Raw genomic sequence first — 26741 nt, forward strand, 5'->3', positions numbered from 1 at the left:
CAGATGACCACGCTCTACGGACTGGCGGACCTGACGATCGGCGCCCACCAGAAGATGACCCGGCTGCGTCTTTACGACGGGCCGCTGGATCTCAGCTGGAAGCATTGCGCCATGGCTTCGGATTTCGTCGCCGAACTGGCGGCGCTGCGCTATCGCGCGTCGCGCAACACCTATCGGGAAGTGCGCCACAACATCGGCTACCTCACCAACGAACTGGTCGAGAATGCCGTGAAGTTCCGCGCTTCCGGTTCCGTGGTCGTCGAGGCCGCCCTCGAGGGCCACAGCTTCCGCACGAAAGTGTCGAACGTGATCGACAACGAAGCGGCTGCGCGCTTCCAGGATCTTTTGTCCGAGATCGCCGACGGCGACCCGGGCGACCTGCTCATCGAGCGCATCGAAGCCAACGCAACCGGGCTCGGCAAGAGCGGCTCGGGGCTTGGTCTTTTGACGCTGATGAGTGATTATGGCGTTCGTTTCGCTTGGGTTTTTGGCGCCCAGGGTGACGACGGCGAAACCTCATTGGAGACTTATGCCTCCATTGCGGTCCCAGACCTCTCGAACTGATGAGCCGGTGAACATGGAAAACAAGGACGAAGAAGAGTATCGCGTTTGGTCCGAAGGCAACGATATTCATTTTGAAGGCACGATGCGGCTGCCGGGAACGGAGGCCTATGCCCCGATCTTCTCGACGGTGATGGGCGTTCTGGAGACCGAGCCTGAGCACATCACGATCGACCTCACCGAACTGCAGTTCCTGAACTCGTCCGGGATCAACCTGCTCGCCAAGCTGACGATCGAGGCACGCAACCGCCCGAACGTGCAATTGACGGTGCGCGGAACCTCTGAGATCCCGTGGCAGTCGAAATCGCTGCCGAACCTCAAGAAGCTGCATCCCGGCCTCGATCTCAGGCTCAACTGAGATCACGCGGTGCCGGGACTGGATTCCCGTAGCTAAAGCCTGAGTATCGCGCGCCGACCGGCGCGCGACCGCGATTCCGCGCGCCAGCCACCGACAAATCCTGTCGCCGAAACCGGCCTCACGACGCTTCGACGCCTTCTTCATTCCCCGTCGTCACGCTTGACTCTGCGAACGCCTCACCGTATTGATCAAATCATCTGATGACTTGATGAGCAGACAATGCAACCGATCAATCGTACCAACCTTGCCGAGAGCGCTGCCGAAAGCCTGCGGGCGGAAATCCTCAGCGGCCGCTGGGCTATCGGCGAACGCATTCCCAACGAGACGGCGCTGACCGAACTTCTGGCGGTGAGCCGCGGAACCGTGCGGGAGGCCGTTCGGGTCCTGATCTCGAAGGGGCTGCTCGACGCCCGCCAGGGCTCCGGCACCTATGTCCGCTCGACGGTCGATAGCTCGGGCGCGCTTGACCGCGTCAAGCGGGCGAGCCTGCGCGACCAATGGGAGGCGCGCGCGGCCATCGACGTGGAAGCCGCACGCCTGGCGGCGCTGCGACATACGCCCAAGGATCTGGAACATATGAAGCGCCTTCTTCTCGCCCGCGGCACGGTTTCCGATGGCGGGCGTGAGGCCTTCGGACGGCGCGACATCGCCTTTCATCGGTCGATCGTCGAGGCCTCCGGCAACAGGGCCATCGTCGAGCTCTATGACTTTTTCACTTCGGCCATTCTCGAAACCATTCACTCGACGCTGTCGGGCGACCTGCCGGAGCCGGACGACCGGGCGCATGCGGCGATCGTCGAGGCAATTGCGGCCAGTGATCCGGACAAGGCCGCGGCCGCCGTTCGGGCGTTCATGGCCCCCGTCCTCGCTGAACTTGATCGGCTACTTTCCCAATGAACCAGACTTTTCGTGATCCCAACAAAGCCGAAGCCGCCGAACCGCTGGACATCGAAGACCAGCTTATCGATGCCGAGGCCGACAGCCTGCCGGCACCGCAACCACCGGTGCTGAGCCGCAGCGCCCGCATCCTGCTGGGCGCCAGCCTCGTGCTCATCGCCTTCAACCTCAGGCCGCTGTTTTCAAGTCTCTCGGTGCTGCTGCCCGAGGTGATGCAGGCGACCGGCCTTTCCACCGCCAGCGCCAGCGTGCTCACCACCCTGCCGGTGCTCTGCCTCGGCCTTTTCGCGCCGCTTGCGCCGAAGCTCGCCCAACGCTTCGGTGCCGAACGCACGCTTCTCGGGGTGCTCGTCCTGCTGACGCTCGGCACGGGTTTGCGCGGCGTTCAGTCCGTGCCGCTTCTTTTCCTTTCGACATTTGCGGCAGGTGCGGCGATCGCGATCGGCAACGTGCTGCTTCCCGGCCTCGTCAAGCGTGACTTTCCCGACCGCGCCGCGATGATGACGGGCCTCTATACCATGGCGCTCTGCGCTGGTGCTGCCAGCGCCGCCGGCCTGACGCTGACGATCGAACACCATGTGGTCGGCTCCTGGTCCGGCGCGCTCGCGGCCTGGGCGGTACCCGCCCTCATCGTGCTGATGATCTGGGCACCGCAGGCGCTGCGTGGCAAGGCGCAAGCCCGCCACAGCGGCTTCCGCGTCGTAGGCCTCTGGCGCGATCGGCTCGCCTGGCAGGTGACGCTCTTCATGGGTCTGCAATCCGCACTCGCCTATTGCGTCTTCGGCTGGATGGCGCCGATCCTGCGTGAGCGTGGCCTCGATGCCGCAACTGCCGGTGCGGTCGTCTCCGCCTCGATCATGATGCAGGTCGTCACCTGCCTGCTCGTGCCATCCTTCGCCGTAAGGCGCCGCGACCAGCGCGCCGTCTGCGTGGCGCTCGCCGCCGCCGCCGTCATCGCGTTGATCGGCATCCTTTTCGCGCCGCTCTCGACGGTGCTCGTCTGGGCTGTTCTGCAAGGGATCGGACAGGGCGGCCTGATTGCTGCGGCGATGACCCTCATTGTGCTGCGCTCGCCCGATTCGCACGTGGCGGCCCATCTCTCCGGCATGGCCCAGGGCGTCGGCTACGTGCTTGCCGCCATCGGCCCCCTGCTTGTCGGCTTCATCCGCAGCTGGACCGGCAGCTTCGCCGCCAGCGCCGTTCTCTTCATCGCGCTCGGCATCGGCGTGGCGATCATGGGTCTCGGCGCCGGCCGGGCGCTGCATGTCGGCGCACGAACGGTCCGGATAGACGACCGCTAAGACGGACGCGGATCAGCGCCTGCAATGATCCAAAGGGCTCCCCTTCCCAGGCGGAGCCCTTTCTCTCGCTGTCAGCACGCTCGCATCAGGCCGCGGCCACCGCCGCCTGGTAGCGCGGCGCCGGCCGGAAGGTGAGCGCGATCAGGAACGCGCCGAGGCCGATGCCCCAGGAACCGATGTAAAGCCAGGTGTAGCTTGCCAGCGCATCATAGATCAGGCCCCCGGCAATCGGTCCCGTCGCCATGCCAAGGCTGCCAGCCATGGCCGTCCCCCCGATCACCGTCCCCATCATCCGCAAGGGGAAATTCTCGCGGGCAAGCACCGCATAGAGCGGCATGACGCCCGCATAGATGAAGCCGAACAGGGCGGCGACCGCATAGAACGAGCCGAGCCCGGCGGCAAAGACATAGGCAAGCGCGCCGAAGGCCTGGGCCAGAAGTCCAAGAACGAGCACACGTTTGGCCCCGAAACGGTCGCCGAGCAGACCGAAGACGACGCGGCCGCCCATGCCGGCAAGACCCTCGACGCTGTAGATCGACACGGCCGCCATGACCGGAATGCCGCAGGTGATCGCGTAGCTCACCGTGTGGAAGATCGGGCCGGAATGGGTGGCGCAGCAGAAGAAGTTGGTCAGGAGCAGGATGATGAAGAGCGGCGATTTCAGCACCTGGCTGGTCGTCATCGACGAATGGGGCTCTTCCTCGGGCGAGGCCGCGGCAGCACCGTCGGCAAGTGCCGGCGCCTGGCGAACGAGAAACGAGACCGGGATCATGATGACGGCAACGACCAGCGCGATGATCTGCAGAGCGGTTCTCCAGTCGTAGGCGGATACCAGCCAGGCGGCAAAGGGCGACATCGTCATCGGCGCCATGCCCATGCCGGCCGAGACGAGCGAGACCGCGAGGCTGCGATGCGTATCGAACCAGCCGGTAACGCAAGCCATCATCGGCGCGAAGATCGCCGCCGTCGCGGTGCCGACCACGACACCGAAAAGGATCTGGAAGGCGATCAGCGAGGTCGTCCAGCTCGCTGCCATGAGGCTGACGGCCAAGAGCACCGAGCCGATGAGCACGATCGGACGCGCGCCCCATCGGTCGGAAAGGCTGCCCCAGGCGATGCTGGCAAAAGCCATGGCCAGGAAGCCGATGGTCATGGCGCTCGAAACGCCTGTCACCGACCAGCCGGTTTCGCGCGAAATCGGCAGCAGGAACACCGGAAGCGAAAACATGGCGCCGATCGCCAGGCAGCCGAGCAGCCCGCCGGCCGCCACGATGACCCAACGGTAATGCAAATTAGTCATTGCAAATCTCCTTAAAGCCGCCCGGCCGGACGTCCGGCCACGCCGAAAAATTGTGCAACCTGATCGCGCGACGGACCGTGCCTGGGACATCCCCTCGCCCGCCCGATTGAAAGACGCTCACGCCGACGCCAAGCCGACAGAAGCTTCGAAAGAATTTCATAATAGTTGCAGATTCACATTCGATGCAGCCTTGAAGGCATGCGCCCGACTGTTTCCGCTTGATTGTGCGACGAAGCTTCTTTCTGTTGTCCGTTGCCACCTGAGAGATAGATAAAGGCTGGAACACGGCTTGCGGGAGTGACAAGTGTGACGGGATTTCGATGGATTCGCTGATCACCGCCGCGGCGCGAGCACTGGCGTCGGGCGACCCGCTCGGCGCGCTGAAGCGGGTGGCGCTACGCGACGATCCGCCGGCACTGGCGCTGCGCGGCATCGCCATGGCCCAGCTTGGAGACTTCACCCGCGCAAAGGTCCTGCTGAAGAACGCCGCGCGCGCCTTCGGCCCGAAGGAAGCGGTGGCGCGGGCGCGGTGCATCGTCGCCGAGGCGGAGATCGCCATCGTCTCCCGTGATCTTTCCTGGCCGATGCGGGCGCTCGACGCCGCCCGCTCGACGCTCGAAACCCATGGCGACCACCTCAATGCCGCCCACGCCCGCAATCTCGGGGCACGGCGCCTGCTCTTGATCGGCCGTCTGGACGAGGCCGAGAACTTGCTTGCCGATATCGATACGGCGCGGCTGACACCGCTGTCGAAAGCCGCCCACGACCTGGCGCTCGCCGGCATCGCCGTGCGCCGGTTGCGAACCGAGGCCGCCACCGCCGCCTTCGGGCGAGCGGGCGAAGCGGCTCGGACGACCGGCATTCCGGCCCTGATCTTGGAAGTTGAAAACGCGGCCGCCGTGCTTAAAGCGCCGGCTGCCCGCCTCATGGCGGATGGGGAAGAGCGCTCGCTGCTGCTTGGCGAGGTCGAAGAGCTGCTTGCTTCCGGCGCCCTCGTCATCGACGCCTGCCGGAACCTCGTCCGAAGACAAGCGACCTTGTGCACGCTTGCCACTCGGCCGGTGCTCTTTGCGCTGGCGCGCGCGCTGGGCGAAGCCTGGCCGGGAGACGTCTCAAGGCGAACCTTGCTCGCCCGGGCCTTCGGCGCACGACATGTCGACGAATCCCACCGGGCAAGGCTGCGTGTCGAAATCGGCCGGCTGCGCGAGGAACTGCGCCCGCTTGCGGATATCAAGGCGACGAGCGATGGCTTCCGGCTGGTGCCGCACGGCAAGCACACGGTCGTCGTCCTTGCCCCGCCGGTCGACGAGCGACATGCGACGATGCGGGCGCTGCTGGCGGACGGCGAGGCCTGGTCAAGTTCGGCGCTCGCAATCGCGCTCGACGCCAGCGCGCGCACCGTGCAGCGGGCGCTCGAAGAGCTCGCCTCGCAAGGCAAGGTTATGCCGATCGGGCGCGGGCGGGCACGGCGCTGGGTCGTGCCGCCGATTGCCGCATTCCCGACAGTGTTGTTACTCCCCGGCCCTTTGCCAAACGAATAGGATCAGACCCATGAAAAGATCCGAAGCCGAAATCATCCAGATATATGGCCCGTTCCCCGGGGCAGACCAGGTCCACGGCGTCACCTTCGACGGCCGGAACGTATGGTTCGCCGCCGGTGACACGATCAACGCCTTCGACCCGGAAAACGGTGCGCCCGTCCGCTCGATCGACGTCGCCGCGCATGCGGGTACGGCGTTTGACGGCAAGCACCTCTTCCAGATCGCCGAAGATCGCATCCAGAAGATCGATCCGGAAACCGGGAAAATTCTCGCAACAATCCCGGCCCCGGGCGGTGGCGGCGATTCCGGCCTTGCCTGGGCCGAGGGCACGCTTTGGGTCGGGCAGCATCGGGGCCGCAAAATTCATCAGATCGATCCCGAGAACGGCGCAATCCTGCGCACGATCGAATCCAAGCGCGTCGTGACCGGGGTGACCTGGGTCGACGGCGAACTCTGGCACGGCACCTGGGAGGGTGACGAAAGCGATATCAGGCGCATCGATCCGCAAACGGGAGCCGTGCTCGAAACGGTCGCCATGCCGACCGGAATGGGCGTATCGGGCCTCGAGTCCGATGGCGGCGAGCGCTTCTTCTGTGGCGGCGGGCCGAGCGGCGTCGTCCGGGCTGTTCGCCGGCCGAAGCGGGCGCGCTGAAACTCGCGATAAGATCCAGGATCGGCGCCGCTGCGCGCCGCTGTCGGTGCGGCGCCGGCACTACAGCGCCGCGCGCCTTTGACGCGCATAGAGGGCGCTGTAGCGCTTCGAAGCGCTGCATGTTCCGTCCGCAAAACCGGCGATGAATAGGGAACCATGCAGTAGCGTTGTCCCGGCACGGTCCGCAATACCCGGACACCGCGGACCGTGCCCGAGCTTTAGGCCTTAATGAAGGCGAGCAGGTCGGGATTGATGACATCGGCATGGGTTGTCAACATGCCATGTGGATAACCCTCATAGACCTTGAGCGTGCCGTTCTTCAGCAGCTTCACCGCCAGTCGCGCGCTGTCGTCGATCGGTACGATCTGGTCGTCGTCGCCGTGCATGACCAGCGTCGGCACGTCGATCGCCTTCAAGTCTTCGGTGAAGTCGGTTTCGGAGAAGGCCTTGATGCCTTCGTAATGGGCCTTGGCGCTGCCCATCATGCCCTGACGCCACCAGTTGCGGACGACGCCTTCCGATACTTCGGCACCCGGGCGGTTGTAGCCGTAGAACGGGCCGGCCGGAACGTCGAGGAAGAACTGGGCGCGGTTGGCAGCAAGCGCCGCCCGGAAACCGTCGAACACCTCGATCGGCAGGCCGCCCGGATTGTTTTCGGTCTTGACCATGATCGGCGGCACGGCGCCGACGATGATCAGCTTGGAAACCCGGCCGCCGCCGTGGCGTGCCACGTAAGCCACCGCTTCGCCGCCTCCGGTGGAGTGACCAATGTGGATTGCATCGCTGAGGCCGAGCTTGGTGGTCAGCGCCGCAACATCCTTCGCGTAGTGTGCAATGTCGTGTCCCTCGCTCACCTGCGTTGAACGGCCATGGCCGCGGCGGTCATGGGCGATGACCCGGTAGCCCTTGCTGACAAAATAGAGCATCTGCGCATCCCAATCGTCCGCCGACAGGGGCCAGCCATGGTGAAAGACGATGGGCTGGCCCGAGCCCCAATCCTTGTAGAAGATATCGACGCCGTCTTCAGTCCTGACGAAGTTCTCGGTCATGGGAACGGTTCCTTTGTTTGGGTTGGGTGTATGTCTTCGAGATGTGGCCCCGGCGCGAGATCCGCGCCGGGACGTGCGGTCCGCGTCAACCGAGATGGGGGTGGTTGATCGCGAGAAAGTGGTTGACGACCGGCGCGGCCGGCCCCTTGTGGTAGCGGCGGACATCGTCCTGAATGTCGGCATCGGCCTTCGACACGCGCTTGTGCTGGCGCAGATGCTCTGCCCAGGATTCGACCATAAACCATTCGACCAGCCGTCCGGGATCGGCCGCGTCCTCGGTCACGCCCCAGCCATAGGCGCCGTCGCGCCGCCGCTCGTGCGACAGGCGGGCGAGCGCCTTCAGGAACTCGGACCGATCCGCCTTGTCGATCGTATATTCGATCAGGACGAGAACCGGTCCGCGGTCGTGTTCGACCGGCTCGCTGGTCAGCGGCTCCGGCCAATGATTGGAAGGTATGAGATCCGCCTCACCTTTCGGCAGCTTCATGGCGTGGAAGGCGAAGCCGACTGAGAGAAGGCCGATGGCCGCCACGGCGAGCGTGAAGGGCACGCCGATCGCCGAGGCGGTCGCGCCCCAAGCAAGGCTCCCGCCGGTCATCGCGCCGTTGAAGACGGTCAGATAGACGGCGAGCGTGCGTCCGCGCACCCAGTTGGGCAGGATCGCTTGCGCAGTGCTGTTCAGCGTCGTCAACGCCGTGATCCAGGCCGCACCACAGACGAGCAGCGCCGCCACCGCCACCCATTGCGCCGGCGCGAAGGAAAGCACGCCCATGACGGCGGCGGTCAGGACCGCGGACAAAAGCAGCAATCCGTCGGCATCCATCCGGGCCCGCAAGCGCGGCATCACCAGCGCGCCGCCGATCGCGCCGGCGCCGACGGCGCCGAGCAGGATGCCGTAGAAGCTGGCGCCGCCGCCGAGAAGCTGGCGGGCGACCAGCGGCAGCAGCGCCCAGATCGCACTTGAAAAAGCGAAAAACACGGCTGCACGCAAAAGCACCACATGCAGCTCGCGGCTGGCGCGCGCATAGCGCAGGCCGGCCCGGAAGGCGCCGAGGAAGCGCTCGGCGAGCGCGTCGTCCTCCGGCACCTGCCGCCGCCACCAGACCAATGCGGCAATGACGAAGACATAGCTGATGACATCGACGCCATAGGTGACGGCCGCGCCAAACCAGGCAAGCAGCAGACCGCCAAGCGCCGGGCCGATCGCGCGGGAGATGTTGATGCCGAGCGAGTTCAGTGCGACCGCGCCCTTGACGTCCGGTCGCGACACGAGCTCCGGCACGATCGCCTGCCAGGTGGGGGCAACCAGCGCTGCGCCGATGCCACCGACAAAGGTAAGCGCAATCAGCGAGGTCACCGACTGCAGCCCGCTTGCAGAGAGGAACAACAGGCAGAGGCTCGCGGATGCGAGCAGGAACTGCACGACGATCAGGAATTTGCGTCGGTCGAGAATATCGGAGAGCACGCCGGCGGGAATGGCGAGCAGGAAGATCGGCAGCGTCGCGGCCGCCTGGATCATCGAGACGGCGGCGGGCGTTGCCGACAGGTCGGTGACGAGCCAGGAGCTCGCGACATCGCGGATGAAGCTGCCGGTGTTGCCGATGATCGTCGCCACCCAGAGCACGGCGAAGACCTTCTGGCGCAAGGGCGCGAAAGTGCCGGCGTTGTTGGTCGCTGCCTGCGTCATTGGCCGCCCCTCTCCGTGGATGCACGTTCGCGCAGATCATAGACTGCAACGAGCACGAATGCGCCGGCAAGGCCGATATGTTCGAAGAAACCGTTTGTCGCCATCGCGCGCTCCATGCCGGGCGGCAGTTCCCAGAAGCGGAATGCGAGCAAGGTGGCGGCGAGGGTGAAGGCCGCAAGCGCGCCTGCCGCCGCCCAGCGGTAGAAGCCTGAGAGAACGAGAGCCGACATCGCAAGCTCAAAAACGATGATGCCGACAGCAAAGAGCGGTGCCGGATAGAGGCCGAAATGCTCCATCTCGGCAAGCGCGCCCGGGAAGTCGAAAATTTTCGTCAAGGGTCCCTGGATATAGGCCGAGCAGAGCGCCAGCAACCCGACGAATATGACACGGTTGCCGGAAAGGCCCGGCCGGAGGCGAACGGCGAGACGGTTTTCGAGGGAAGAGGGGCTCAATCTTTCGTTTCCTTGTCAGGCGGTCTTCGGCTTGATGGGCGGCAAAGCCGCCCTCATCGATTTTTCGGCCATTTCAAAGCGGTGATCGCGCTCTGGGATATGCCTTGGTAGTAGGCTCCATGCTTCGCCGGCGGATGGTTCACCACGACTTTCGCCGAGAGGTGCCGGGCGCCCTCAGTCGGCGAGGCCGAGGCCTGCTCCGGTCCGAGCGATGCGTTGAGCAAGATTGAGACCGCGGCCATCGCGACGGCGCCAGCTTTCGTGCGCATTCTGCGTCTCCCTTCCGCTATCGTCACACCGCCCAGCAGGAGCATCCAAGCGCGCCGAAGAAACCCTTAAGGTCGGCGATCGGCAGTTTCGACGTCCAGGCGCCGGCATGATCGTGGCCATGGACGCCGCAATCGCTGGCGCAGCCGCACGACGTGATCGCGGTGCGCCGGAGCGAGCGCTTTCCGGCGCCCTCGGGCTCACCCCAGGCGGCATAACCGCCGAAGGTGCGGACCGGCGACCAGTCGGGCATTGCCGGCGGCACCTTGTTCTCGTCGTGAGAGGCAAGTTCGCCGGCCGCATAGACGATCTTGCCGCCGACCATCGTGAGCTCTGACGTGAGGAAGGAAATCTCGTCCTCGGCGCAGTTGAAAAAGTCCTTGTTCGGCACGATGAGGTCGGCGAACTGCCCTTTCTCAATCCGGCCTTTCTTGCCTTCCTCGTTTGAAAACCACTGCACCTTCTCGGTCCACATCCGAAGCGCCGTCTCGCGATCGAGGCAGTTGGCGCGCGGGTAGAGCTGCAGGCCGCCGACAGTCTTGCCGGTCACCATCCACGACAGCGAAACCCAGGGGTTGTAGGATGCGACGCGGGTCGCATCGGTGCCGGCGGAAACGTTGACGCCCTTTGCCAGCATCTTGGCCACCGGCGGCGTCGCTTCAGCGACACCATGGCCGTAGCGCTCGACGAAGTACTCGCCCTGATAGGCCATGCGGTGCTGCACGGCGATGCCGCCGCCAAGGGCGGCGATCCGGTCGATCGAGCGGTCAGAGATCGTCTCCGCATGGTCGAAGAACCAGTTGATGCCCTCAAGCGGGATATCCTGGTTGACCTTCTCGAAGACGTCGAGCGCACGGGTGATCGTCTCGTCATAGGTGGCATGCAGTCGCCAGGGCCAGCGGTTCTCCGCAAGAATGCGCACGACCTCTTCGAGTTCGCCCTCCATCTCCGGCGGCATGTCCGGGCGCGGCTCGCGGAAGTCCTCGAAGTCGGCGGCGGAAAACACCAGCATCTCGCCGGCACCGTTGTGGCGGAAATAGTCGTTACCCTGCTTGTACTTGACCGACGACGTCCATTTCAGGAAGTCGTCCTTCTCCTGCTTCGGCTTCTGGGTGAAGAGGTTGTAGGCAAGGCGGACCGTCATCTGGCCCTCGTCCGAGAGCTTCTGGATGACGGCATAGTCATCCGGGTAGTTCTGGAAGCCGCCGCCGGCGTCGATGACGCTGGTGACGCCGAGCCGGTTGAGCTCGCGCATGAAATGACGGGTCGAGTTGACCTGGTAATCGAAGGGCAGCTTCGGCCCCTTGGCGAGCGTCGAATAGAGGATGCCGGCATTGGGCTTGGCCAAGAGCAGCCCCGTCGGGTTGCCGCTGGCATCGCGAGTGATCTCGCCGCCCGGCGGGTTCGGCGTGTCCCTGGTGTAGCCGACGGCGCGGAGCGCCGCGGCATTGAGCAGCGCCCGGTCATAGAGATGCAGCAGGAACACCGGCGTATCGGGCGCGACCGCGTTGATCTCATCGATCGTCGGCAACCGCTTTTCGGCGAACTGGTGCTCGGTGAAGCCGCCGACGACCCGCACCCATTGCGGCGCCGGCGTGATCGCCACCTGCCGCTTCAGCATGTCCATCGCATCGGCAAGCGAGCGCACGCCGTCCCAGCGCAGCTCCATGTTGAAGTTGAGGCCGCCACGCACGACATGGGTATGATTGTCGTTCAGGCCCGGCAGGACGCGCTTGCCCTTGAGGTCGATGGTCTTTGTGCCTGAGCCTGCCAGCGCCATGATCGTCCTGTCGTCACCGACAGCGAGGATCAGGCCATCCTTGACGGCAACGGCAGTGGCAGTCGGATTGGCGCGGTCGAGCGTCGTCACGAGGCCGCTGTGAAGGATCAGGTCGGGCGTCATCGAAGTATCTCCGGTCTGTTGGGCGCCGGCGGTGCGGGCCGACGGGAAGAGAGCGGGCAGCGCCAGCGACGAGGCGGCACCGAGGAACGAGCGTCTAGTCGGCATCGTCAGGCCCTTTCGTCGGCGCCGGCAGCATCCTTCGCCGTGCCGGTTGCGATCTGCCCGCCGGGCAGATGGCCGAACACGTGCGGCATGCACTGCCGATTGAACCAGGAGAGGTTGACCGGCTCACCCGACAGGGCGCGCTTGACCAGTGGGACGGATTGCTCCCCGATGAGAATGCCAAGCAGACCGATCAGCGCGATGACCGGCGGCGCCGGCGAGCGGACGTTGAGCAGCGCATAGATGACGCCGACGACCAGCCCGGCTCCAAGCGAGAGAAGGTACATCTTCATCGCCAACTCCTTTACGGGATAAAGGTGGCGCTCCGGCCGCAGCGAGGCGGCCAGAGCGTTAATCTAGAGCGCGGAAGCGTTCTGTCAGTGGCCTTCGGACGCGCCGAACATCGACTTGGCGTAGATGATGCCGAGGCCATACGAACCGCCGAACTTCTTGGCGATACCGGTGGTCATGTCGTAGGTCTCGGTGCGCGCCCAGTCGCGCTGCAGCTCGAGCATGTATTGCAGCGAGGTCATCGGCCGGACGCCGGCCTGCACCATGCGGTCCATCGCCCGCTCATGCGCCTCATCCGAAACGTCGCCGCAGGCGTCGGCGATGGCATAGACCTCGAAGCCCTGATCGAGCGCCGAGAGGGTCGGGCCGACGATGCAGACCGAGGTCCACAGCCCGCACATGACAAGGCGCTTCTTGCCGATGCGGTTGACCTCTTCGATCACCGCGGCGTCTTCCCAGGTGTTCATCGAGGTGCGGTCCAGCAGTTTCTGGCCGGGGAAGGCATCGGTGATCTCGGAGAACATCGGGCCGGAGAAGGTCTTTTCGGCAACGGTCGTGAGGATGGTCGAAACGCCGAAACCTGCCGCCGCATTGGCGACAAGTGCTGCGTTGTTGCGCAGGAGCACCGCGTCGATCGACTTGGTCGCAAAGGACATCTGCGACTGGAAGTCGATCATGATCAGAGTGTGGTCTTTGGGCGAGACGAGGAGTTTGCCGGGGGTCGCTGTCGCAGACATGGTCGTGACCTCTTACTGTTGAAACTGAACTCCGATTGGAGAGGCCCAACTATGCCGCCGACCGGCGACCCGTTCTTGTCGCCAAAGGTGGATTTTTGAAAATTTCGCTCGCCTTCAGCCGGCAGGGCGCGTGTACTTTCAGAGGGTTACGACTGTCGGCTGCGCCGCCACTGGCGCGGCGTTGCACCTGCGGCCTGCGCAAAGGCCCGGGTAAAATGGCTCTGATCCGAAAAGCCGCAGACGACGGCAATTTCACTCAGGGACGTGGGCGAGAACTGCAGCAGATCCTTGGCCTTTTCGATCCTCTGCTGCAGCAGCCAGCGGTAGGGCGTGCTGCCCATCGTCTCGCGAAAGGCACGCAAAAAAGCCGCCTGCGACAGATTGCAGGTCGCAGCCATGTCCTCGACGGTGAGCTCGCCATCCAGACGGGCTTGCACCAGATCGCGGATCTTTGCCTGGCAGCGCTGCGAAAGCCTGCGTCCTCCGGCAAGGCTCTCGCCACGGCCGTTACCGTACTGCCGGACCATATGCACGCCGATTGCCACCGAGAGCTGGTCGACAAACAGCGCGCTTCGATCCGTGTATCCGTCCACCGACGCAAACAAAGCGCCGAGCATGCCGCCGAGAACGGGGTCGGGCGAGCCGGAAACGGGCCGCAGCTCGCTCACGCCAGAAGCATTTGCCGCGTCTGCGATGCGTTCGAGCGCACCGTGGCCGATTTCAAGCAAGGTGAAATCGAAGGATCCTTTGAGATCGGCTTTATAATCGTCGGCAAAGTTCCTGACGTAGATCGAGTTTTGGCCGAACTCCTGGGTCGCAGAGTGGTGCGCTCCGAAAACCCGGCGGCGATGACCGCCCACAAGCGATAGGCCGATCAGATAGCCTCGCCCGTTGCCAGGTGTCGTGACCTGGCCCGGCGGTCCCGCTGTCGACCGCTTGCGGTGGAAGACCATGTCGCGGCCTTCGATCGTCCTGTCGTCATCCAGCTGGTCGAGCGAGCATCCGAGACTGTCGCGCGGTCGCGCTCCGGCCGAGGCAGCGGAAACATTCGTCATCGTCTTCGCTCCTATGTGTCGAGACTGCCCGCCAAACCCACCTGCCGTGACGACGAAAACGAAAGACGTAAGTCGCCGTGCGCAGGGTAAACGTGCGCGCAACTCATTCTCGGTTTCACCAAATCATTTGCAGGAGCGGCCCTATGATTGCCCCGGTCGCCGCATCATTCTTGCACGTTTTTCACCTGTTTTGAAAATTTTGCACGAGGGCGCGCCCTCTTTCCACCCTATTGCGGAGATCGATCCACAGCGACGACGACCGACCGGTTCTTTTTCCGGAAGCGTGCCGGCGTTTCCCCCGTCTGGCTGGTGAATCCCCGGGTCATGTGGCTCTGGTCGGCAAAGCCGCAGTGGATAGCAATTTCAGCAAGGGGTGTGTCCTGAAGCAGACACTCCTTGACCCGCGCGATCCGATATTCGGACAGCCACCTGGACGGTGTGCGCCCGAAGCTTTCCTTGAAAGCCTTGTTGAAATAGCTGCGCGAGAGCTCGCACTGGGCCGCAAGATCGCCGATCGAGAACGGCGTGTTGAAATGGGCGACCAGAAACTCCGTCGCCAGCCTCTCCTGCCATGGCGCCAGCGTCCCCTTCTTGTCGACGGGGAAATGCAGACCGCCATAGGCCTGGCTGAGATGGGCCAATGCGGCAAGATTGATCTGTTCGACGAAGAGCAGATTGGCCCGGTCCGGCTCATCGAGCGAGGGCAGCAGCGCCTGGGCAAGGCCGAACATGACCGGATCCACGCGTCCCTGCACGGGAGACAGCGACACATACTCGCCGCGCCCGGCCCTTTCGGTAAAGCTCCGCATTGAGGCAAAGGGAATTTGGAAGCGGACATTGTCGAAGGGCGACAGATGGTGGCACTGCCATTGGTCGCGAAGATCGGTGATCGCGAGCGAGGCCTTGGGATGCCCTCCCTCATAGACGAGTTCGCCACGCCGCCACAGGCGATGCGCCTCGAAGTCACGCATCTGCACGATGACGTTGAAGGCATCGGCGACCGGAATCAGCGGCCCGACTTCCAGATCGAAGCGATCCGAGAAGGTTCTCGTGACGGTGATGTCACCGACGCTGATCCGCTTGACGATAGGGCGCGGTGTGCGTTCGTCTGCGCTCAGTCCTTCTTGCAAGGCCATCGGTCAGGGTCTCCCGATTTCCAGCTCAGCCGCCCGCTTCAGCGGCCGGGCGGATGCTACAACGGTTGGCTGTCGCAATACAGAGGCAAATCCAGCGATGCATCGCCGAGCGTCAAAGGTCAGCATGGTACCCTCACTGCAGCCAGCGCGCGCGCCAGACGGCGGGTGTCACGCCCGTCACCTCACGAAAGGCCTCGACGAACCGGGCTTCGTCGGCATAGCCGCAACTGGCGGCGGTTTTGCTCAGCGACCATCCCTCCTCGATCAGATAGAGCTTGGCGCGACCGATCCGGTACCGCATCAACCACTCTTGCGGCGTCTGGCCGGTCACGGATGCAAAAGCCGCGGCAAAACCCTCCTCCGAAAGATTTGCGGCCGCTGCTGCTGCCGCAAACGAAAAGTCCTTGGCCCAATGGTCGATCATGAAGTCCTTGGCCGCCTTCTCCTGCCACACAGACAGATCGGGGCCGCCGGATGCGATGGCGCGATCCGGGTAGGAATGCAGAAGATGCGCGCAGATGGCGACGGCGATGTGCTGCAGTACCGCACCCGGTTCACCCTCGCTCTCGTCAAGAAGCGGCGACAGCGCCAAGGCGAGATTGTGCATGACGTCGTCGACCTCGCCGCGACGGCATCTAAGACTGGTGGCGGCGGGAGCATGCGAAAACTCGCAGACTTCATGAAACAAGGCCCGTGGCAGATGGAAAGCGAGTGAATCGAGATCGCTGACAAGCCGGATACTGGCGCCCTCAGCGAGATCGACGAGACAGATCGACCCCTGCCGGTAGCGGCGAATTTCACTTTCGCTTTCGCCCGGCACCAGGTCGCAGTGCATGACATCCTTGAAGTAGAACATCAGGAAATAGGCGTCGTCGGCCGGCAGCGATACGATGCGGCTCAGTTCTCCGTTCAGCCGGCACCGCAGGCGCGTCACCGAAAACCGGGCGTCCCGCACGGGCCGCACCATGAGAAACGGCGCCTTCGGCTCGCCAAAATACGCTCCAATACCGCTTGGCTCTGTCATCATCCGTCCAGCCCCGCCTGGCGATGGAGTTCACTCCTCGCGTGCAATCCGCTTCGATGCGCGAAAGGCCCGACGCAAGGGGGCATCTCGCGATTGCCGCTCATATCCGAGAAAACATGGGGGGTGCTGCCAGTAATTTCTTGTATCCTTTGCTCACATTTAGCCGCAAACGGCTCTGTATTGACTTCATGCCGCATGATCCCGCCGCTTCAAAGCGGCCGCGTCTCGGTGACGTAGCTCTCGAAGAAATCGGAGAACTTGGCAACCCTGAGCGGCAGCCGTTGACGGGCTGTGCGACATCCGGGCATTCGCGACCTCCGTGGAAGACCTGGCGAACTCCATCGGCGACAGGCGGCGTGTGTACCCGGGCCAAGCCGTCTATGGCATCGGCTACGCCACAGGCGCGACGCTGCTCGCCGCACTCCTGGTCAAATATCCTGGTCTGTTCGAGCGAACAGTCCTGCTGCATCCCCTCGTGTCTTGGGTGCCACCCGGCAACGCCGGACTTCAGGGCAAACCGATCCTGGCCACCGGCGGCCAAGACGATCCTACCGGTCCATTGGCGCTCGCCGAACAACTGGTCGATTATCTTGCGGGGCAGAAAGCTGATGTCCGACCCCTCTACAATCGGGCCGCACACGAGATCGAGCAGGATGAATTGATAGCGCTTCGGGATTTCCTTCAGGCGGCCATCGACTGAAGCAATGCGGGCCGCATCTGATGACGCGGCCCGCGATAGATTTTACTGCGCCTTGGCTTCGATATCGACTTGCTCGAGCAGAAGCGCCGGGTTTTCGGCAGCTCCCATCAGTTCGAGCGCGCCGACACCGGCTTCATCCTTGGCCTTGACCTTCAGCGTGAAGGTGCCGGGCTTGCTGATGAACTGGGTAAACGCCGTCGCCGCGTCCTGCAGTTTCGGCTGCGTGGCGGCAAAATGCTGCACACCGGCGCTCGTCATCAACACGAGCAGGCCGCGAACGCTGTCCTCGGTCATGTGGTTATCCTCGGCATAGAGCTTGATGCCCTTGGCCATGATGCCCTTGTCCTCGAGCTTGAGCGTGACTTCCCTCGCCGTAAGACCGAACATCGCGATCTGCGCGGCATTGAGGTCGCCGGAGAAGAAGTCCTCCGAAGCGCCGCCCATGACGCCGGAGAAGGAGAGGCTGCCCATGTCCTTGCCATCCAGCGAAATCTGCTTGATGACGAAGTTCTCGTTGGGCTCATCCCACGACAGTTCGACGTTGGACGAGAAGACCAGCTTGTCGAGGCCGATCTTGCGCAGCGTCTTGAAGCCCTCTTCCTGCGTGTCCGCAGGGATCGGAACGCTGAGGTCGCGGTAGCTGACGCGGACATCCGTCGGAATGCCGTTGCGCGGCTTCGTCAGCGCGATTTCATAGGTATCGAGCGTGAAACGAACGCGTTCCGGAACGGACGGCACGGCCGACTGTTCTACCGGCGCCTCGGCCATCGGGTCTTCCGGCACTTCACCGGCGATCTCCGCGCCGCTGGCGGCTTCGCCGTCGGTCGCTTCATCCGCCGACGGCTCTGCAGGCGCCTCGGCCATCGGCTCTTCTGCTGCATCGCCGGGGACCGCCGCGTCGCTGGCGGCTTCGCCGTTTGTCGTTTCGTCCGGCACCTGCTCGGCTTCCGGCGCCTGTTCGGCACTGATCGACGGATCGACCTCGGTTTCGGTCGCGCTCTCGTCCTCGGCGGTTTCACTGTCCGTCACGGTTGCCGGGTCGCTGCCGGGCATGTCCACGTCGAGCCCGGCGATCCGGATCGTGCCGAATTCGGGCATCAGCGTGGTGTAGGGGAAGGTCTCGAATTCCTCCTCCTTCAGGCCCGCAAGCTTCGTCAGTGCCTCCATGGTCGGAGCCCAGGAGAAACCGTTGATGCTGGCTTCGGCAAACTTGAAGTAGTCGGTCCCCTCGCCCGCCGTGACACCGTTCATCGTGCCATCGAAACTGCGGCCGTTGAGCTGGAACGCCATCTTGTCGACGGCGAGCTTCACGAGCTTGCCTTCGGCGCTTTCCTGCTCCGGCACTTCCATCTTCAGGCCGAGCAATTCCATGTCGCCCTTTGCCAGCATGTCGACCAGCGAAAGAATGCGTTTGAAGAATGCCTGGCGCTCCGCCGGTGGCAGGGCTTCCGGATCGCTGACCGCCTGGAGTTGCTCGAGCGTTTCGAGAAGCGGCTCGGTCGGCATGCGGACGCTGAGGCCGCTGCTGCGCACTTCGTCGTAGCCGAAACGCGACTTGCTATCGGAGAAGGCAAGGTTCTTTACGGAGATCGGGCCGTAGAGCAGCTTCGGTTCCTTGTCCTCAGGACCGGCTTTTTGCGTGTAGATGCGGGCCATGTAGGCCACATCGAAGCTCTCTCCGGTGACGGCGCCCATGGTGCCGTCCATCTTTTCCCGCTTCGTTGCCCCTTCGCCGTCAGGAATATCCATGGCAAAGGCGAACGTGGCGCCGCTCGCCGAATAGCGCGCAACGCGGCCGCTGGCGATATCCTCGAGCCGGACATCCTTGTAGACCGTCTTCTGCTCGGAGCTTGCAACGTTCTGGACGATGGTCACTTCCGGCGCGGAGACCTGCTTTGCCGCGAAACGCTCGATGCGCTTCAAAAGGTCAGCCTTTTCCCCGCTTGCCGTCAGGCCGGCTGCGAAAAAGTCGGGATCTTCCAGCGTTGCCGCAGGCACGGAAAGCTTGGCGGCCTTCAGGTCGAGCTCCAGGCCCTTCACGTCGAGCTTGCCGCTCAGCGAAAAGATCTTCGGACGTCCGTCGATTGCCGCGATGCGCGCGCTGACGCCATCGGCGAAAGGCAGCGTGACGTCGCGCAGATGAACGCGGCCGAAGAAGTCCGCCTCAACCGAGCCGGCCTTCCCGCCGCGCTCGGCGATGAAGGTCCCGACCGCCTTTTCGAGCATGAACTTGCCGCCGACGACACCCGCGGCTGCGATCGCGATGACCGCGACAGCAGCCCAAAGTGCTTTGCGACGGCCCTTGCCGGCACCAATTTCTGTCTCAGCCACGATTTCTGTCCTTTCGTCACACGAAAAATGGAAAGCTCTTGAGTCGTTGCGGTGTGACTAACCATTGGCGCTACCTTCCGCAAGTTTGGCGGGAGTGCAGTGCAACAATTTTCTTGTATCGGCTGCAATCGGCAACGCTCGAACGTCATCAAAAATGCATGGAGGGCTGCAAGCATGCGCCCATGGGACCCACGTCCATTAGCGATAGGATCCGCTTATCGCCACAATCAGGAAATCCAACTTAAATTAATGGAACCACTTTGATAGAGTCCGCGCACAATGAGGGAGACGCAGCCAGTGGCGACACCGCTTCGCGGAACGACAACCACCGACGGCACCAGACCTGCCGGGCCGCGGGCTCGGCTGGGCGCCTGTCCACGCCTGGCGCTTTTCCTCTGACCCATCCAATATTCACGTCATCTTGAAGGGAGATAAAAATGGACGCGAAAGCCGACAAAACGGGCAAATGTCCCGTCATGCACGGAGCCCAGACGAGCGCACAGTCGCCCGGCACCTCGAACCGCGACTGGTGGCCGAACCAGCTCAACCTGAAGATCCTGCACCAGAACTCTTCGCTGTCCGATCCGATGGGCGAAGCCTTCGACTACGCCGAGGAATTCAAGAAACTCGACCTGCCGGCGGTGAAGAGCGACCTCTTCGCGCTGATGACCGATTCGCAGGATTGGTGGCCGGCCGACTTCGGTCACTATGGCCCGCTCTTCATCCGCATGGCCTGGCACAGCGCCGGCACCTACCGTACCGGTGACGGCCGCGGCGGCGCGGGCGCCGGACAGCAGCGCTTTGCGCCACTCAACAGCTGGCCGGACAACGCCAACCTCGACAAGGCACGCCGGCTGCTGTGGCCGATCAAGCAGAAATACGGCAACAGCATCTCCTGGGCCGACCTGATGATCCTCGCCGGCAACTGTGCGCTCGAGTCTATGGGCTTCAAGACCTTCGGCTTTGCCGGTGGCCGCCCCGACGTCTGGGAACCGGAGGAAGACATCTACTGGGGCACGGAAAAGACCTGGCTCGACGACAAGCGCTACTCGGGCGACCGCGACCTCGAAAACCCGCTCGCCGCCGTTCAGATGGGCCTGATCTACGTCAATCCGGAAGGCCCGAACGGCACTCCGGACCCGCTCGCCGCCGCGCGTGACATCCGCGAAACCTTCGCGCGCATGGCGATGAACGACGAGGAAACCGTGGCGCTGATCGCCGGCGGCCACACCTTCGGCAAGACCCATGGCGCCGGCGATGCGGCCAATGTCGGCCGCGAGCCGGAAGCTGCCGGTATCGAGGAACAGGGCCTCGGCTGGGCAAGCACCTACGCCAGCGGCCGTGGTGGCGACACCATCACGAGCGGCCTCGAAGTCACCTGGACGACGACGCCGACCAAATGGAGCAACAACTTCTTCTGGAACCTCTTCGGCTACGAATGGGAACTGACGAAGAGCCCGGCCGGCGCACACCAGTGGACGCCGAAGCATGGCATGGGTGCCAACACCGTGCCGGACGCGCACGACAAATCCAAGCGCCACGCGCCGTCGATGTTGACGACCGACCTTGCCCTGCGCGTCGACCCGGCCTACGAGAAGGTCGCACGGCATTTCTACGAGAACCCGGATGCCTTCGCCGACGCCTTCGCCCGCGCCTGGTACAAGCTGACGCACCGCGACATGGGTCCGCGCGCCCGCTATCTCGGCCCGGAAGTGCCGGCCGAAGAGTTGATCTGGCAGGATCCGATCCCGGTCGTCGATCATCCGCTCGTCGACGCCAAGGATATCGCCGATCTCAAGGCCAGGGTCCTCGCTTCGGGCCTTTCGGTCTCCGAACTGGTTTCGACCGCCTGGGCGTCGGCCTCGACCTTCCGCGGCTCGGACAAGCGCGGCGGCGCCAATGGCGCGCGCATCCGCCTTTCCCCGCAGAAGGACTGGCAGGTCAACCAGCCGGCGCAGCTGGCGAAGGTTCTCGAGGTCCTCGAAGGCATCCAGCGTAGCTTCAACGACGCCCAGTCCGGCGGCAAGAAGGTGTCGCTCGCCGACTTGATCGTGCTCGGCGGCGCCGCAGCGGTCGAGAAGGCAGCCAAAGCCGCCGGCCACGACATCGAGGTCGCCTTTGCGCCTGGCCGCATGGATGCGACGCAAGAGCAGACCGATGTCGAGTCCTTCGCGGTTCTCGAACCGATCGCCGACGGCTTCCGCAACTACCAGCGGGCCCAGTACGCGGTTTCGCCGGAAGAGCTGCTGATCGACAGGGCGCAGTTGCTGACGCTGACCGCGCCGGAGATGACCGTGCTCGTCGGGGGCTTGCGCGTTCTCGGCGCGAACCACGGCCAGACCGCCCACGGCGTCTTCACCGATCGCCCGGAAACGCTCAGCAACGACTTCTTCGTCAACCTGCTCGACATGGGCATGGCCTGGACGGCGACGTCCGACGCGAAGGATGTCTTCGAAGGGCGTGACCGCAGAACCGGCGACGTCAAGCGGACGGCCACACGCATCGATCTCGTCTTCGGTTCGAACTCGCAGCTGCGGGCCATCGCCGAAGTCTACGGCCAGGCGGATGCAAAGGCGAAGTTCGTACGCGACTTCGTCGCGGCCTGGAACAAGGTGATGAACGCCGACCGTTTCGACCTCGTCTGACGGCTCGATCCGGCAACAGTACTAAGCCTGGTCCCGGCATCGCGCCGGGACCTGCCTACTCGACGGTTCCGCGGAACTGTCACCGGAGGTTGCAGGCCGGTCTCGTCAATTGTGACGATGTGGCACACGTAAAACGTTCGCCTCCACGCACTTCCCTCAACCGAAATCCGCCAAAATCAGCCTGTCGCCTCCCTCTGCCGTGAACGCACGATGGTCCGGCAAATCATTGCTTTTGTGACAAGTTCTCTCTGAACCCGACTTTCGCGGGTATTTGCATCATCTTTGCAAGCCTCCGCTTAAATCAACCCATGATTGCGTGACTTGGCGCGGAGAACATGTTCTGATTTCAATGCACTGCCAAGGACTGATCTTATCTCCAGCTGTTTCGTTCAGGGGGAACGTTGCATGCGTCGTTCGAGAATTCCTGCCCTTTCACTATCATCAGCACTGCTTGTCGCGATCGGGTTTTCCGCGCAAACGGCATTGGCGCAGCAGGCGCCGGCCGTGGTCGTGGCGCCGGCCACCATCATGGACCTGCGCGAGAGCGTGGATCTGACGGGCAAGGTTACGGCGATCCAGAAGGTCGATATTCGCGCCCGCGTTTCGGGTTTCCTCGAGGCGGTCAACTTCACCGAAGGGCAGAAGGTGACGGCGGGCACGGAGCTCTACCGGGTGGAAGACGGCGCCTACCGCGCCGCCGTGCAGGAGATCGAAGGGCAGATCGAGGCGGCCGAAGCCGCCAAGGAATTCGCGATCCTCGAGCGCGACCGCGCCGAGCAGCTCCTCACCAGCAAGACGATCAGCCAAGCCAAGGTCGACGAAGCGCACGCGCAAGTCAGGAAAGCCGAAGGCGACCTGATCCGGCTCAAGGGCAGCAAGGACAACGCCGACCTCAACCTCTCCTATACGAAGATCACGGCGCCTTTCGACGGCATCGTCGGCCTGACGGCGGCCGATGTCGGCGCCCTCGTCGGCCCGGACAGCGGCCCGCTCGTGACGCTGACCCGGCTCGACCCGATCTATGTCCAGTTTCCGGTGGCGACCGCACTTTACCTCACCTATCGCGAACGGGTGCTGAAGGGCGAGATCAGCGGCGGCGCCAATGTCGGGCTCGGCCTTCCGAACGGCACCGAGTACAAGCAAAAAGGCACGATCAACTTTATCGCCAGCAACGTCTCGCAAGGGACGGACACCGTGACCGTGCGCGCCGAGTTCCCCAATCCGGACAGCATCCTGCTCGACGGTGCGCTGGTGCGGGTGATGCTCGAACAATCCGACAAGCAGGACGTGCTTGCCGTGCCGCAACAGGCGGTCCAGCGCGACCAGCAGGGCGCCTTCGTTCTGGTGGTCGACGCCAGCTCCAAGGTCGAGCTTCGCCGCATCGACGTGTCACGCAACGCCCGTGGCCAGGCGGTCATCAGCAAGGGCCTCAAGGAAGGCGAGAACGTCATCACCGAAGGCGCCGGCAAGGTTCGCCCGGGCATCACCGTCGATGCGGCCACGGCAGCAGGTGGCTAAGCGATGATTTCAGAGATCTTTATCGATCGCCCGCGCTTCGCCACGGTCATTTCCATCGTGCTGACGCTGGCGGGTCTGCTTGCGCTCACCCGTCTGCCGATCGCCCAGTTCCCCGATATCGTGCCGCCGCAGGTGAGCGTCACCGCCAGTTATCCCGGCGCCGGCGCCGACGTGGTCGAAACCACCGTCGCCCAGCCGATCGAAAGCAAGGTCGTCGGCGTCGACGACATGCTCTACATGAAGTCGACGAGCGGAGCCGACGGCTCTTATACGCTGACCGTAACCTTCGCCGTCGGCACCGATCCTGATATCGCCACCGTCAACGTGCAGAACCGCGTGTCGCTCGCCGAGGCCGGCCTTCCCTCCGAGGTCAAGCAGAGCGGCGTCAGCGTGCGCAAGAAGTCCTCCGCGCTGATGCAGGTCGTCACGATCTTTGCAGCGGACGAGAAGCAGAACTTCGACAGCCTGTTCCTGTCCAACTACGCCACGATCAACGTGCTTGATACGGTCAAGCGCGTGCCCGGCGTCGGCGATGCCCAGCTCTTCGGCGCCCAGGACTACTCGATGCGCGTCGTGCTCGACATCGACCGCATGACCAGCCTCGACCTGACGCCGACCGATGTGATCAATGCGCTGAAGGCCCAGAACGTCCAGGCCGCGATCGGCCGCATCGGCGCCCAGCCGATGACCGACGACCCGCTGTTTCAATTGAATCTCCAGACGCAAGGGCGCCTGACCGATCCCAAGCAATTCGAGGATGTGGTGCTGCGCGCACGACCCGACGGCTCCTATGTGCGCATCCGCGACGTCGCGCGCGTCGAGCTCGGCGCCGCCAGCTCCGATTCCAACGCCCGGATCAACGGCAAGCCGGTCGCCATGATCGGCACCTACCAGGCGCCGGGCGCCAACGCGCTTGCTGCCGCCAGGGGCGTGCAGGACGCGATGGAACGATTGTCGAAATCCTTCCCGCCGGGCCTCACCTATTCGGTCTCCTACGACACAGCGCAGTTTGTCGAAGCCAGCGTCGACAACGTCGAGGAGACGCTGTTTGAGGCCTTCATCCTCGTCATCATCATCGTCTTCCTGTTCCTCGGAAACTGGCGGGCGACCCTGATCCCGCTTGTTGCCGTTCCGGTCGCGCTCATCGGCACCTTCGCCGTGCTGCTCGCCATGGGCTTCTCGCTCAATACCGTGTCGCTGCTTGCCATGGTGCTGGCGATCGGCATCGTCGTTGACGACGCGATCGTGGTCGTCGAAAACGTCGAGCGGGTGATGGAGGAAAATCCAGGCCTGTCGGCTGCGGAAGCGGCAAGGCGTGCGATGGGCGAAATCACCGGCGCCATTGTCGCCATCACCCTCGTGCTGCTCTCCGTCTTCGTGCCCGTCGCCTTCATTCCTGGCCTCAGCGGCCAGCTGTTCCAGCAGTTCGCCGTCGCCGTTTCGGTGTCGATGGTGATCTCGGCGATCAACGCGTTGACGCTCAGCCCGGCGCTCTGCGCGGTGCTCTTGAAACCCCATCACGGGCCGAAGCGCGGCATCCTCGGTTACATCTCGCGGACCATCGACAAGGGGCGTGACGGCTATGCATTCGTCGCCGGACACATCGCCCGGCGCGCCATCATCGGCCTGGCACTGCTCGCGGTCGCCTTCGTCGCCACGGGCTTCCTCTTCAAGGTCGTGCCGACCGGCTTCCTGCCGGCGGAAGACCAGGGCGCGTTCTTCACGGAAATCCGTCTGCCGGAAGGCGCCTCCTACAACCGCACCGACGAAGTCGTGAAACAGGTCGAGACGATGCTCGGCGGCATCGAGGGCGTTGCCAACGTCATCACCGTCACCGGCTACTCCTTCCTCGACGGTTTGTCGAAGTCCAACTCGGCCTTCGCGATCGTCACGATGAAACCCTTTGCGGAACGCCTGAGCGATGCGGCCGGCGTCGAGGCGGCGATCCGCACGACCATGGTCAAGGGCCAGGCGATCCGCGGCGCGCAGATCTTCGCCTTCAACCTGCCGCCGATCATGGGCCTCGGCACCGGCTCGGGCTTCGAGTATCAGTTGCTCGACCTGCAGGGCCGTTCCGTCGCCGATCTTTCGGCAACGGCGGGCGGCTTGATTATCGCCGCCAACCAGAACCCGGCGCTCGGGCCGACCTTCACCACCTATTCGGCAAGCTCGCCGCAGCTCTATCTCGATATCGACCGCGACCGCCTGCAGGCCCTCGGCGTTTCGGTGAGCGACCTCTTCACCACGCTGCAGGGCACGCTCGGCAGCTACTACGTCAACGACTTCAACCTCTTCGGCCGCACCTGGAAGGTGACGATGCAGGCGGCGCAAGCCGACCGCAACGCCGTCGACGACATCCAGCGCCTACACGTGCGCAATACGAGCGGCGACATGGTGCCGGTCGCCTCGGTCGCCAAGGTCGACTATATCGTCGGTCCCCAGTCGATCGTGCGCTACAACAATTATCGCTCGATCACGCTGAACGGCCAGCCGTCCGCCGGCCACTCCTCGGGCGAGGCGCTTGCCGCCATGGAAGCGTTGTCGGCCTCGACCCTGCCGCCCGGCTACAGCTACGAATGGACCGGAACGGCGTTGCAGGAGCTGGAGGCGGCGGGCAAGACCACCGCCATCCTGGCAATGGCCGTGCTGTTCGCCTACCTCTTCCTCGTCGCGCTCTACGAAAGCTGGACGATCCCCGTGCCGGTGCTCCTGTCGGTTGCCTTCGGCGTCTCAGGCGCGCTCTTGTCCGTGCTCGTCGCGGGTCTGTCCTTCGACATCTACGCCCAGATCGGCCTCGTCGTGCTGATCGCGCTCGCCTCGAAGAACGCGATCCTGATCGTCGAGTTTGCCAAGGCGCACCGCGAGGCTGGAGCAAGCATCGTCGATGCGGCGATCGAAGGCGCCCGCGCCCGCTTCCGCGCCGTGATGATGACCAGCTTCGCCTTCATCGTTGGCCTGGTGCCGCTGGTGGTCGCCAAGGGCGCCGGCGAACTCAGTCGGCGCGCGGTCGGCACCGGTGTCGCTGGCGGCATGCTTGCCGCAGCGCTCGTCGGCATCTTCGTCATTCCGGCGCTCTACGTCGCTTTCCAGTGGCTGCGTGAGCGCGGCCACAAGCTCGTGGGCATTTCCCGGCATCCGGCCGTTGAAGGCGAAGCAGCGGAACGCAAGGCCGAGACGCCGGCCGGGCACTGACCGCCGGTCGAGTTCAAGCCGACAAGGGATCTCTCGTCTCAG

The 26741-nt window shown here is 64.0% G+C and carries 22 protein-coding genes; 10 read left to right on the top strand and 12 right to left on the bottom strand.

Annotation, left to right across the window (positions count from 1 at the left end; all coding sequences use genetic code 11):
• Positions 1-3: 3 nt before the first annotated feature.
• The 4 genes from OVA00_RS02860 (at position 4) to OVA00_RS02875 (ending at position 3117) form a co-directional block, all read left to right on the top strand.
• A complete protein-coding gene (locus OVA00_RS02860; protein ID WP_034790266.1) occupies positions 4-564 on the top strand; it encodes a slr1658 superfamily regulator in 561 nt (186 codons plus the stop codon).
• Positions 565-577: 13 nt separating this feature from the next.
• The gene (locus OVA00_RS02865; RefSeq protein ID WP_034790268.1) at positions 578-919 is read left to right on the top strand and encodes a slr1659 superfamily regulator; all 342 of its coding nucleotides are present in this window, start codon (positions 578-580) and stop codon (positions 917-919) included.
• Positions 920-1138: 219 nt separating this feature from the next.
• Positions 1139-1816 (top strand): FadR/GntR family transcriptional regulator, encoded by a 678-nt coding sequence (locus OVA00_RS02870; RefSeq protein ID WP_268087908.1) that lies wholly within the window; start codon positions 1139-1141, stop codon positions 1814-1816.
• Positions 1813-3117, top strand: coding sequence for a CynX/NimT family MFS transporter (locus OVA00_RS02875; RefSeq protein ID WP_268087909.1), 1305 nt, complete (start codon positions 1813-1815; stop codon positions 3115-3117). Before OVA00_RS02870 ends, OVA00_RS02875 begins: the two co-directional genes overlap by 4 nt.
• A gap of 85 nt (positions 3118-3202) precedes the next feature.
• Here the strand turns inward: OVA00_RS02875 and OVA00_RS02880 are convergent, their stop codons facing one another.
• Positions 3203-4417: an MFS transporter gene (locus OVA00_RS02880; RefSeq protein ID WP_268087910.1), complete on the bottom strand. Its 1215-nt coding sequence runs from the start codon at positions 4415-4417 to the stop codon at positions 3203-3205.
• A gap of 320 nt (positions 4418-4737) precedes the next feature.
• Between OVA00_RS02880 and OVA00_RS02885 the strand changes: the two genes are divergently transcribed.
• Positions 4738-5958 (top strand): helix-turn-helix domain-containing protein, encoded by a 1221-nt coding sequence (locus OVA00_RS02885; protein ID WP_218686202.1) that lies wholly within the window; start codon positions 4738-4740, stop codon positions 5956-5958.
• A gap of 10 nt (positions 5959-5968) precedes the next feature.
• Positions 5969-6610 (top strand): Vgb family protein, encoded by a 642-nt coding sequence (locus OVA00_RS02890; RefSeq protein ID WP_034790276.1) that lies wholly within the window; start codon positions 5969-5971, stop codon positions 6608-6610.
• Positions 6611-6828: 218 nt separating this feature from the next.
• Here the strand turns inward: OVA00_RS02890 and OVA00_RS02895 are convergent, their stop codons facing one another.
• From OVA00_RS02895 to OVA00_RS02940, 10 genes are all read right to left on the bottom strand, one after another.
• Positions 6829-7659 (bottom strand): alpha/beta fold hydrolase, encoded by an 831-nt coding sequence (locus tag OVA00_RS02895; RefSeq protein WP_060520010.1) that lies wholly within the window; start codon positions 7657-7659, stop codon positions 6829-6831.
• Positions 7660-7744: 85 nt separating this feature from the next.
• The gene (locus tag OVA00_RS02900) at positions 7745-9346 is read right to left on the bottom strand and encodes an MFS transporter (protein WP_060529159.1); all 1602 of its coding nucleotides are present in this window, start codon (positions 9344-9346) and stop codon (positions 7745-7747) included.
• Positions 9343-9798: a DoxX family protein gene (locus OVA00_RS02905; protein ID WP_268087911.1), complete on the bottom strand. Its 456-nt coding sequence runs from the start codon at positions 9796-9798 to the stop codon at positions 9343-9345. Before OVA00_RS02905 ends, OVA00_RS02900 begins: the two co-directional genes overlap by 4 nt.
• Before the next feature lie 53 nt (positions 9799-9851).
• The gene (locus tag OVA00_RS02910) at positions 9852-10067 is read right to left on the bottom strand and encodes a hypothetical protein (RefSeq protein WP_268087912.1); all 216 of its coding nucleotides are present in this window, start codon (positions 10065-10067) and stop codon (positions 9852-9854) included.
• Between the two features lie 23 nt (positions 10068-10090).
• Positions 10091-12073, bottom strand: a complete 1983-nt coding sequence (locus OVA00_RS02915) for an amidohydrolase (RefSeq protein ID WP_268087913.1) — start codon at positions 12071-12073, stop codon at positions 10091-10093.
• Between the two features lie 2 nt (positions 12074-12075).
• Positions 12076-12363, bottom strand: a complete 288-nt coding sequence (locus OVA00_RS02920; RefSeq protein ID WP_252160802.1) for a XapX domain-containing protein — start codon at positions 12361-12363, stop codon at positions 12076-12078.
• Positions 12364-12447: 84 nt separating this feature from the next.
• Positions 12448-13098 (bottom strand): hydrolase, encoded by a 651-nt coding sequence (locus OVA00_RS02925; RefSeq protein ID WP_060519364.1) that lies wholly within the window; start codon positions 13096-13098, stop codon positions 12448-12450.
• Positions 13099-13244: 146 nt separating this feature from the next.
• The gene (locus tag OVA00_RS02930) at positions 13245-14153 is read right to left on the bottom strand and encodes a helix-turn-helix domain-containing protein (RefSeq protein WP_060585703.1); all 909 of its coding nucleotides are present in this window, start codon (positions 14151-14153) and stop codon (positions 13245-13247) included.
• 227 nt (positions 14154-14380) lie between these two features.
• On the bottom strand, positions 14381-15289 hold the full coding sequence (locus OVA00_RS02935; RefSeq protein ID WP_252160800.1) for a helix-turn-helix domain-containing protein: 909 nt from the start codon (positions 15287-15289) through the stop codon (positions 14381-14383).
• A gap of 133 nt (positions 15290-15422) precedes the next feature.
• A complete protein-coding gene (locus OVA00_RS02940; protein WP_060606145.1) occupies positions 15423-16313 on the bottom strand; it encodes a helix-turn-helix domain-containing protein in 891 nt (296 codons plus the stop codon).
• Between the two features lie 319 nt (positions 16314-16632).
• On the opposite strand from OVA00_RS02940, the gene OVA00_RS02945 reads away from it, so the two are divergent.
• The gene (locus OVA00_RS02945) at positions 16633-17013 is read left to right on the top strand and encodes an alpha/beta hydrolase (RefSeq protein WP_218686196.1); all 381 of its coding nucleotides are present in this window, start codon (positions 16633-16635) and stop codon (positions 17011-17013) included.
• A gap of 42 nt (positions 17014-17055) precedes the next feature.
• On the opposite strand, the gene OVA00_RS02950 is transcribed toward OVA00_RS02945, so the two are convergent.
• A complete protein-coding gene (locus tag OVA00_RS02950) occupies positions 17056-19344 on the bottom strand; it encodes a hypothetical protein (protein ID WP_268087919.1) in 2289 nt (762 codons plus the stop codon).
• Between the two features lie 437 nt (positions 19345-19781).
• On the opposite strand from OVA00_RS02950, the gene katG reads away from it, so the two are divergent.
• From katG to OVA00_RS02965, 3 genes are all read left to right on the top strand, one after another.
• Entirely contained in the window at positions 19782-21989 is a 2208-nt protein-coding gene (katG, locus tag OVA00_RS02955; RefSeq protein ID WP_060519356.1) for a catalase/peroxidase HPI, read from the top strand.
• A 405-nt stretch (positions 21990-22394) separates the two neighbouring features.
• Positions 22395-23507: an efflux RND transporter periplasmic adaptor subunit gene (locus OVA00_RS02960; protein WP_060519355.1), complete on the top strand. Its 1113-nt coding sequence runs from the start codon at positions 22395-22397 to the stop codon at positions 23505-23507.
• A 3-nt stretch (positions 23508-23510) separates the two neighbouring features.
• Positions 23511-26699, top strand: coding sequence for an efflux RND transporter permease subunit (locus OVA00_RS02965; protein ID WP_110818736.1), 3189 nt, complete (start codon positions 23511-23513; stop codon positions 26697-26699).
• The last annotated feature ends 42 nt before the right edge of the window (positions 26700-26741 follow it).

Origin of the sequence: Ensifer sp. SL37, from assembly GCF_026672675.1 — a bacterium.
GTDB classification, from domain to species: Bacteria; Pseudomonadota; Alphaproteobacteria; order Rhizobiales; family Rhizobiaceae; genus Ensifer; species Ensifer adhaerens.

Coding starts and splice junctions, on each gene's coding strand:
- OVA00_RS02860 (WP_034790266.1), top strand. CDS start 4: ATGACCACGCTCTACGGACTGGCGGACCTGACGATCGGCGCCCACCAG.
- OVA00_RS02865 (WP_034790268.1), top strand. CDS start 578: ATGGAAAACAAGGACGAAGAAGAGTATCGCGTTTGGTCCGAAGGCAAC.
- OVA00_RS02870 (WP_268087908.1), top strand. CDS start 1,139: ATGCAACCGATCAATCGTACCAACCTTGCCGAGAGCGCTGCCGAAAGC.
- OVA00_RS02875 (WP_268087909.1), top strand. CDS start 1,813: ATGAACCAGACTTTTCGTGATCCCAACAAAGCCGAAGCCGCCGAACCG.
- OVA00_RS02880 (WP_268087910.1), bottom strand. CDS start 4,417: ATGACTAATTTGCATTACCGTTGGGTCATCGTGGCGGCCGGCGGGCTG.
- OVA00_RS02885 (WP_218686202.1), top strand. CDS start 4,738: ATGGATTCGCTGATCACCGCCGCGGCGCGAGCACTGGCGTCGGGCGAC.
- OVA00_RS02890 (WP_034790276.1), top strand. CDS start 5,969: ATGAAAAGATCCGAAGCCGAAATCATCCAGATATATGGCCCGTTCCCC.
- OVA00_RS02895 (WP_060520010.1), bottom strand. CDS start 7,659: ATGACCGAGAACTTCGTCAGGACTGAAGACGGCGTCGATATCTTCTAC.
- OVA00_RS02900 (WP_060529159.1), bottom strand. CDS start 9,346: ATGACGCAGGCAGCGACCAACAACGCCGGCACTTTCGCGCCCTTGCGC.
- OVA00_RS02910 (WP_268087912.1), bottom strand. CDS start 10,067: ATGCGCACGAAAGCTGGCGCCGTCGCGATGGCCGCGGTCTCAATCTTG.
- OVA00_RS02915 (WP_268087913.1), bottom strand. CDS start 12,073: ATGCCGACTAGACGCTCGTTCCTCGGTGCCGCCTCGTCGCTGGCGCTG.
- OVA00_RS02920 (WP_252160802.1), bottom strand. CDS start 12,363: ATGAAGATGTACCTTCTCTCGCTTGGAGCCGGGCTGGTCGTCGGCGTC.
- OVA00_RS02925 (WP_060519364.1), bottom strand. CDS start 13,098: ATGTCTGCGACAGCGACCCCCGGCAAACTCCTCGTCTCGCCCAAAGAC.
- OVA00_RS02930 (WP_060585703.1), bottom strand. CDS start 14,153: ATGACGAATGTTTCCGCTGCCTCGGCCGGAGCGCGACCGCGCGACAGT.
- OVA00_RS02935 (WP_252160800.1), bottom strand. CDS start 15,289: ATGGCCTTGCAAGAAGGACTGAGCGCAGACGAACGCACACCGCGCCCT.
- OVA00_RS02940 (WP_060606145.1), bottom strand. CDS start 16,313: ATGACAGAGCCAAGCGGTATTGGAGCGTATTTTGGCGAGCCGAAGGCG.
- katG (WP_060519356.1), top strand. CDS start 19,782: ATGGACGCGAAAGCCGACAAAACGGGCAAATGTCCCGTCATGCACGGA.
- OVA00_RS02960 (WP_060519355.1), top strand. CDS start 22,395: ATGCGTCGTTCGAGAATTCCTGCCCTTTCACTATCATCAGCACTGCTT.
- OVA00_RS02965 (WP_110818736.1), top strand. CDS start 23,511: ATGATTTCAGAGATCTTTATCGATCGCCCGCGCTTCGCCACGGTCATT.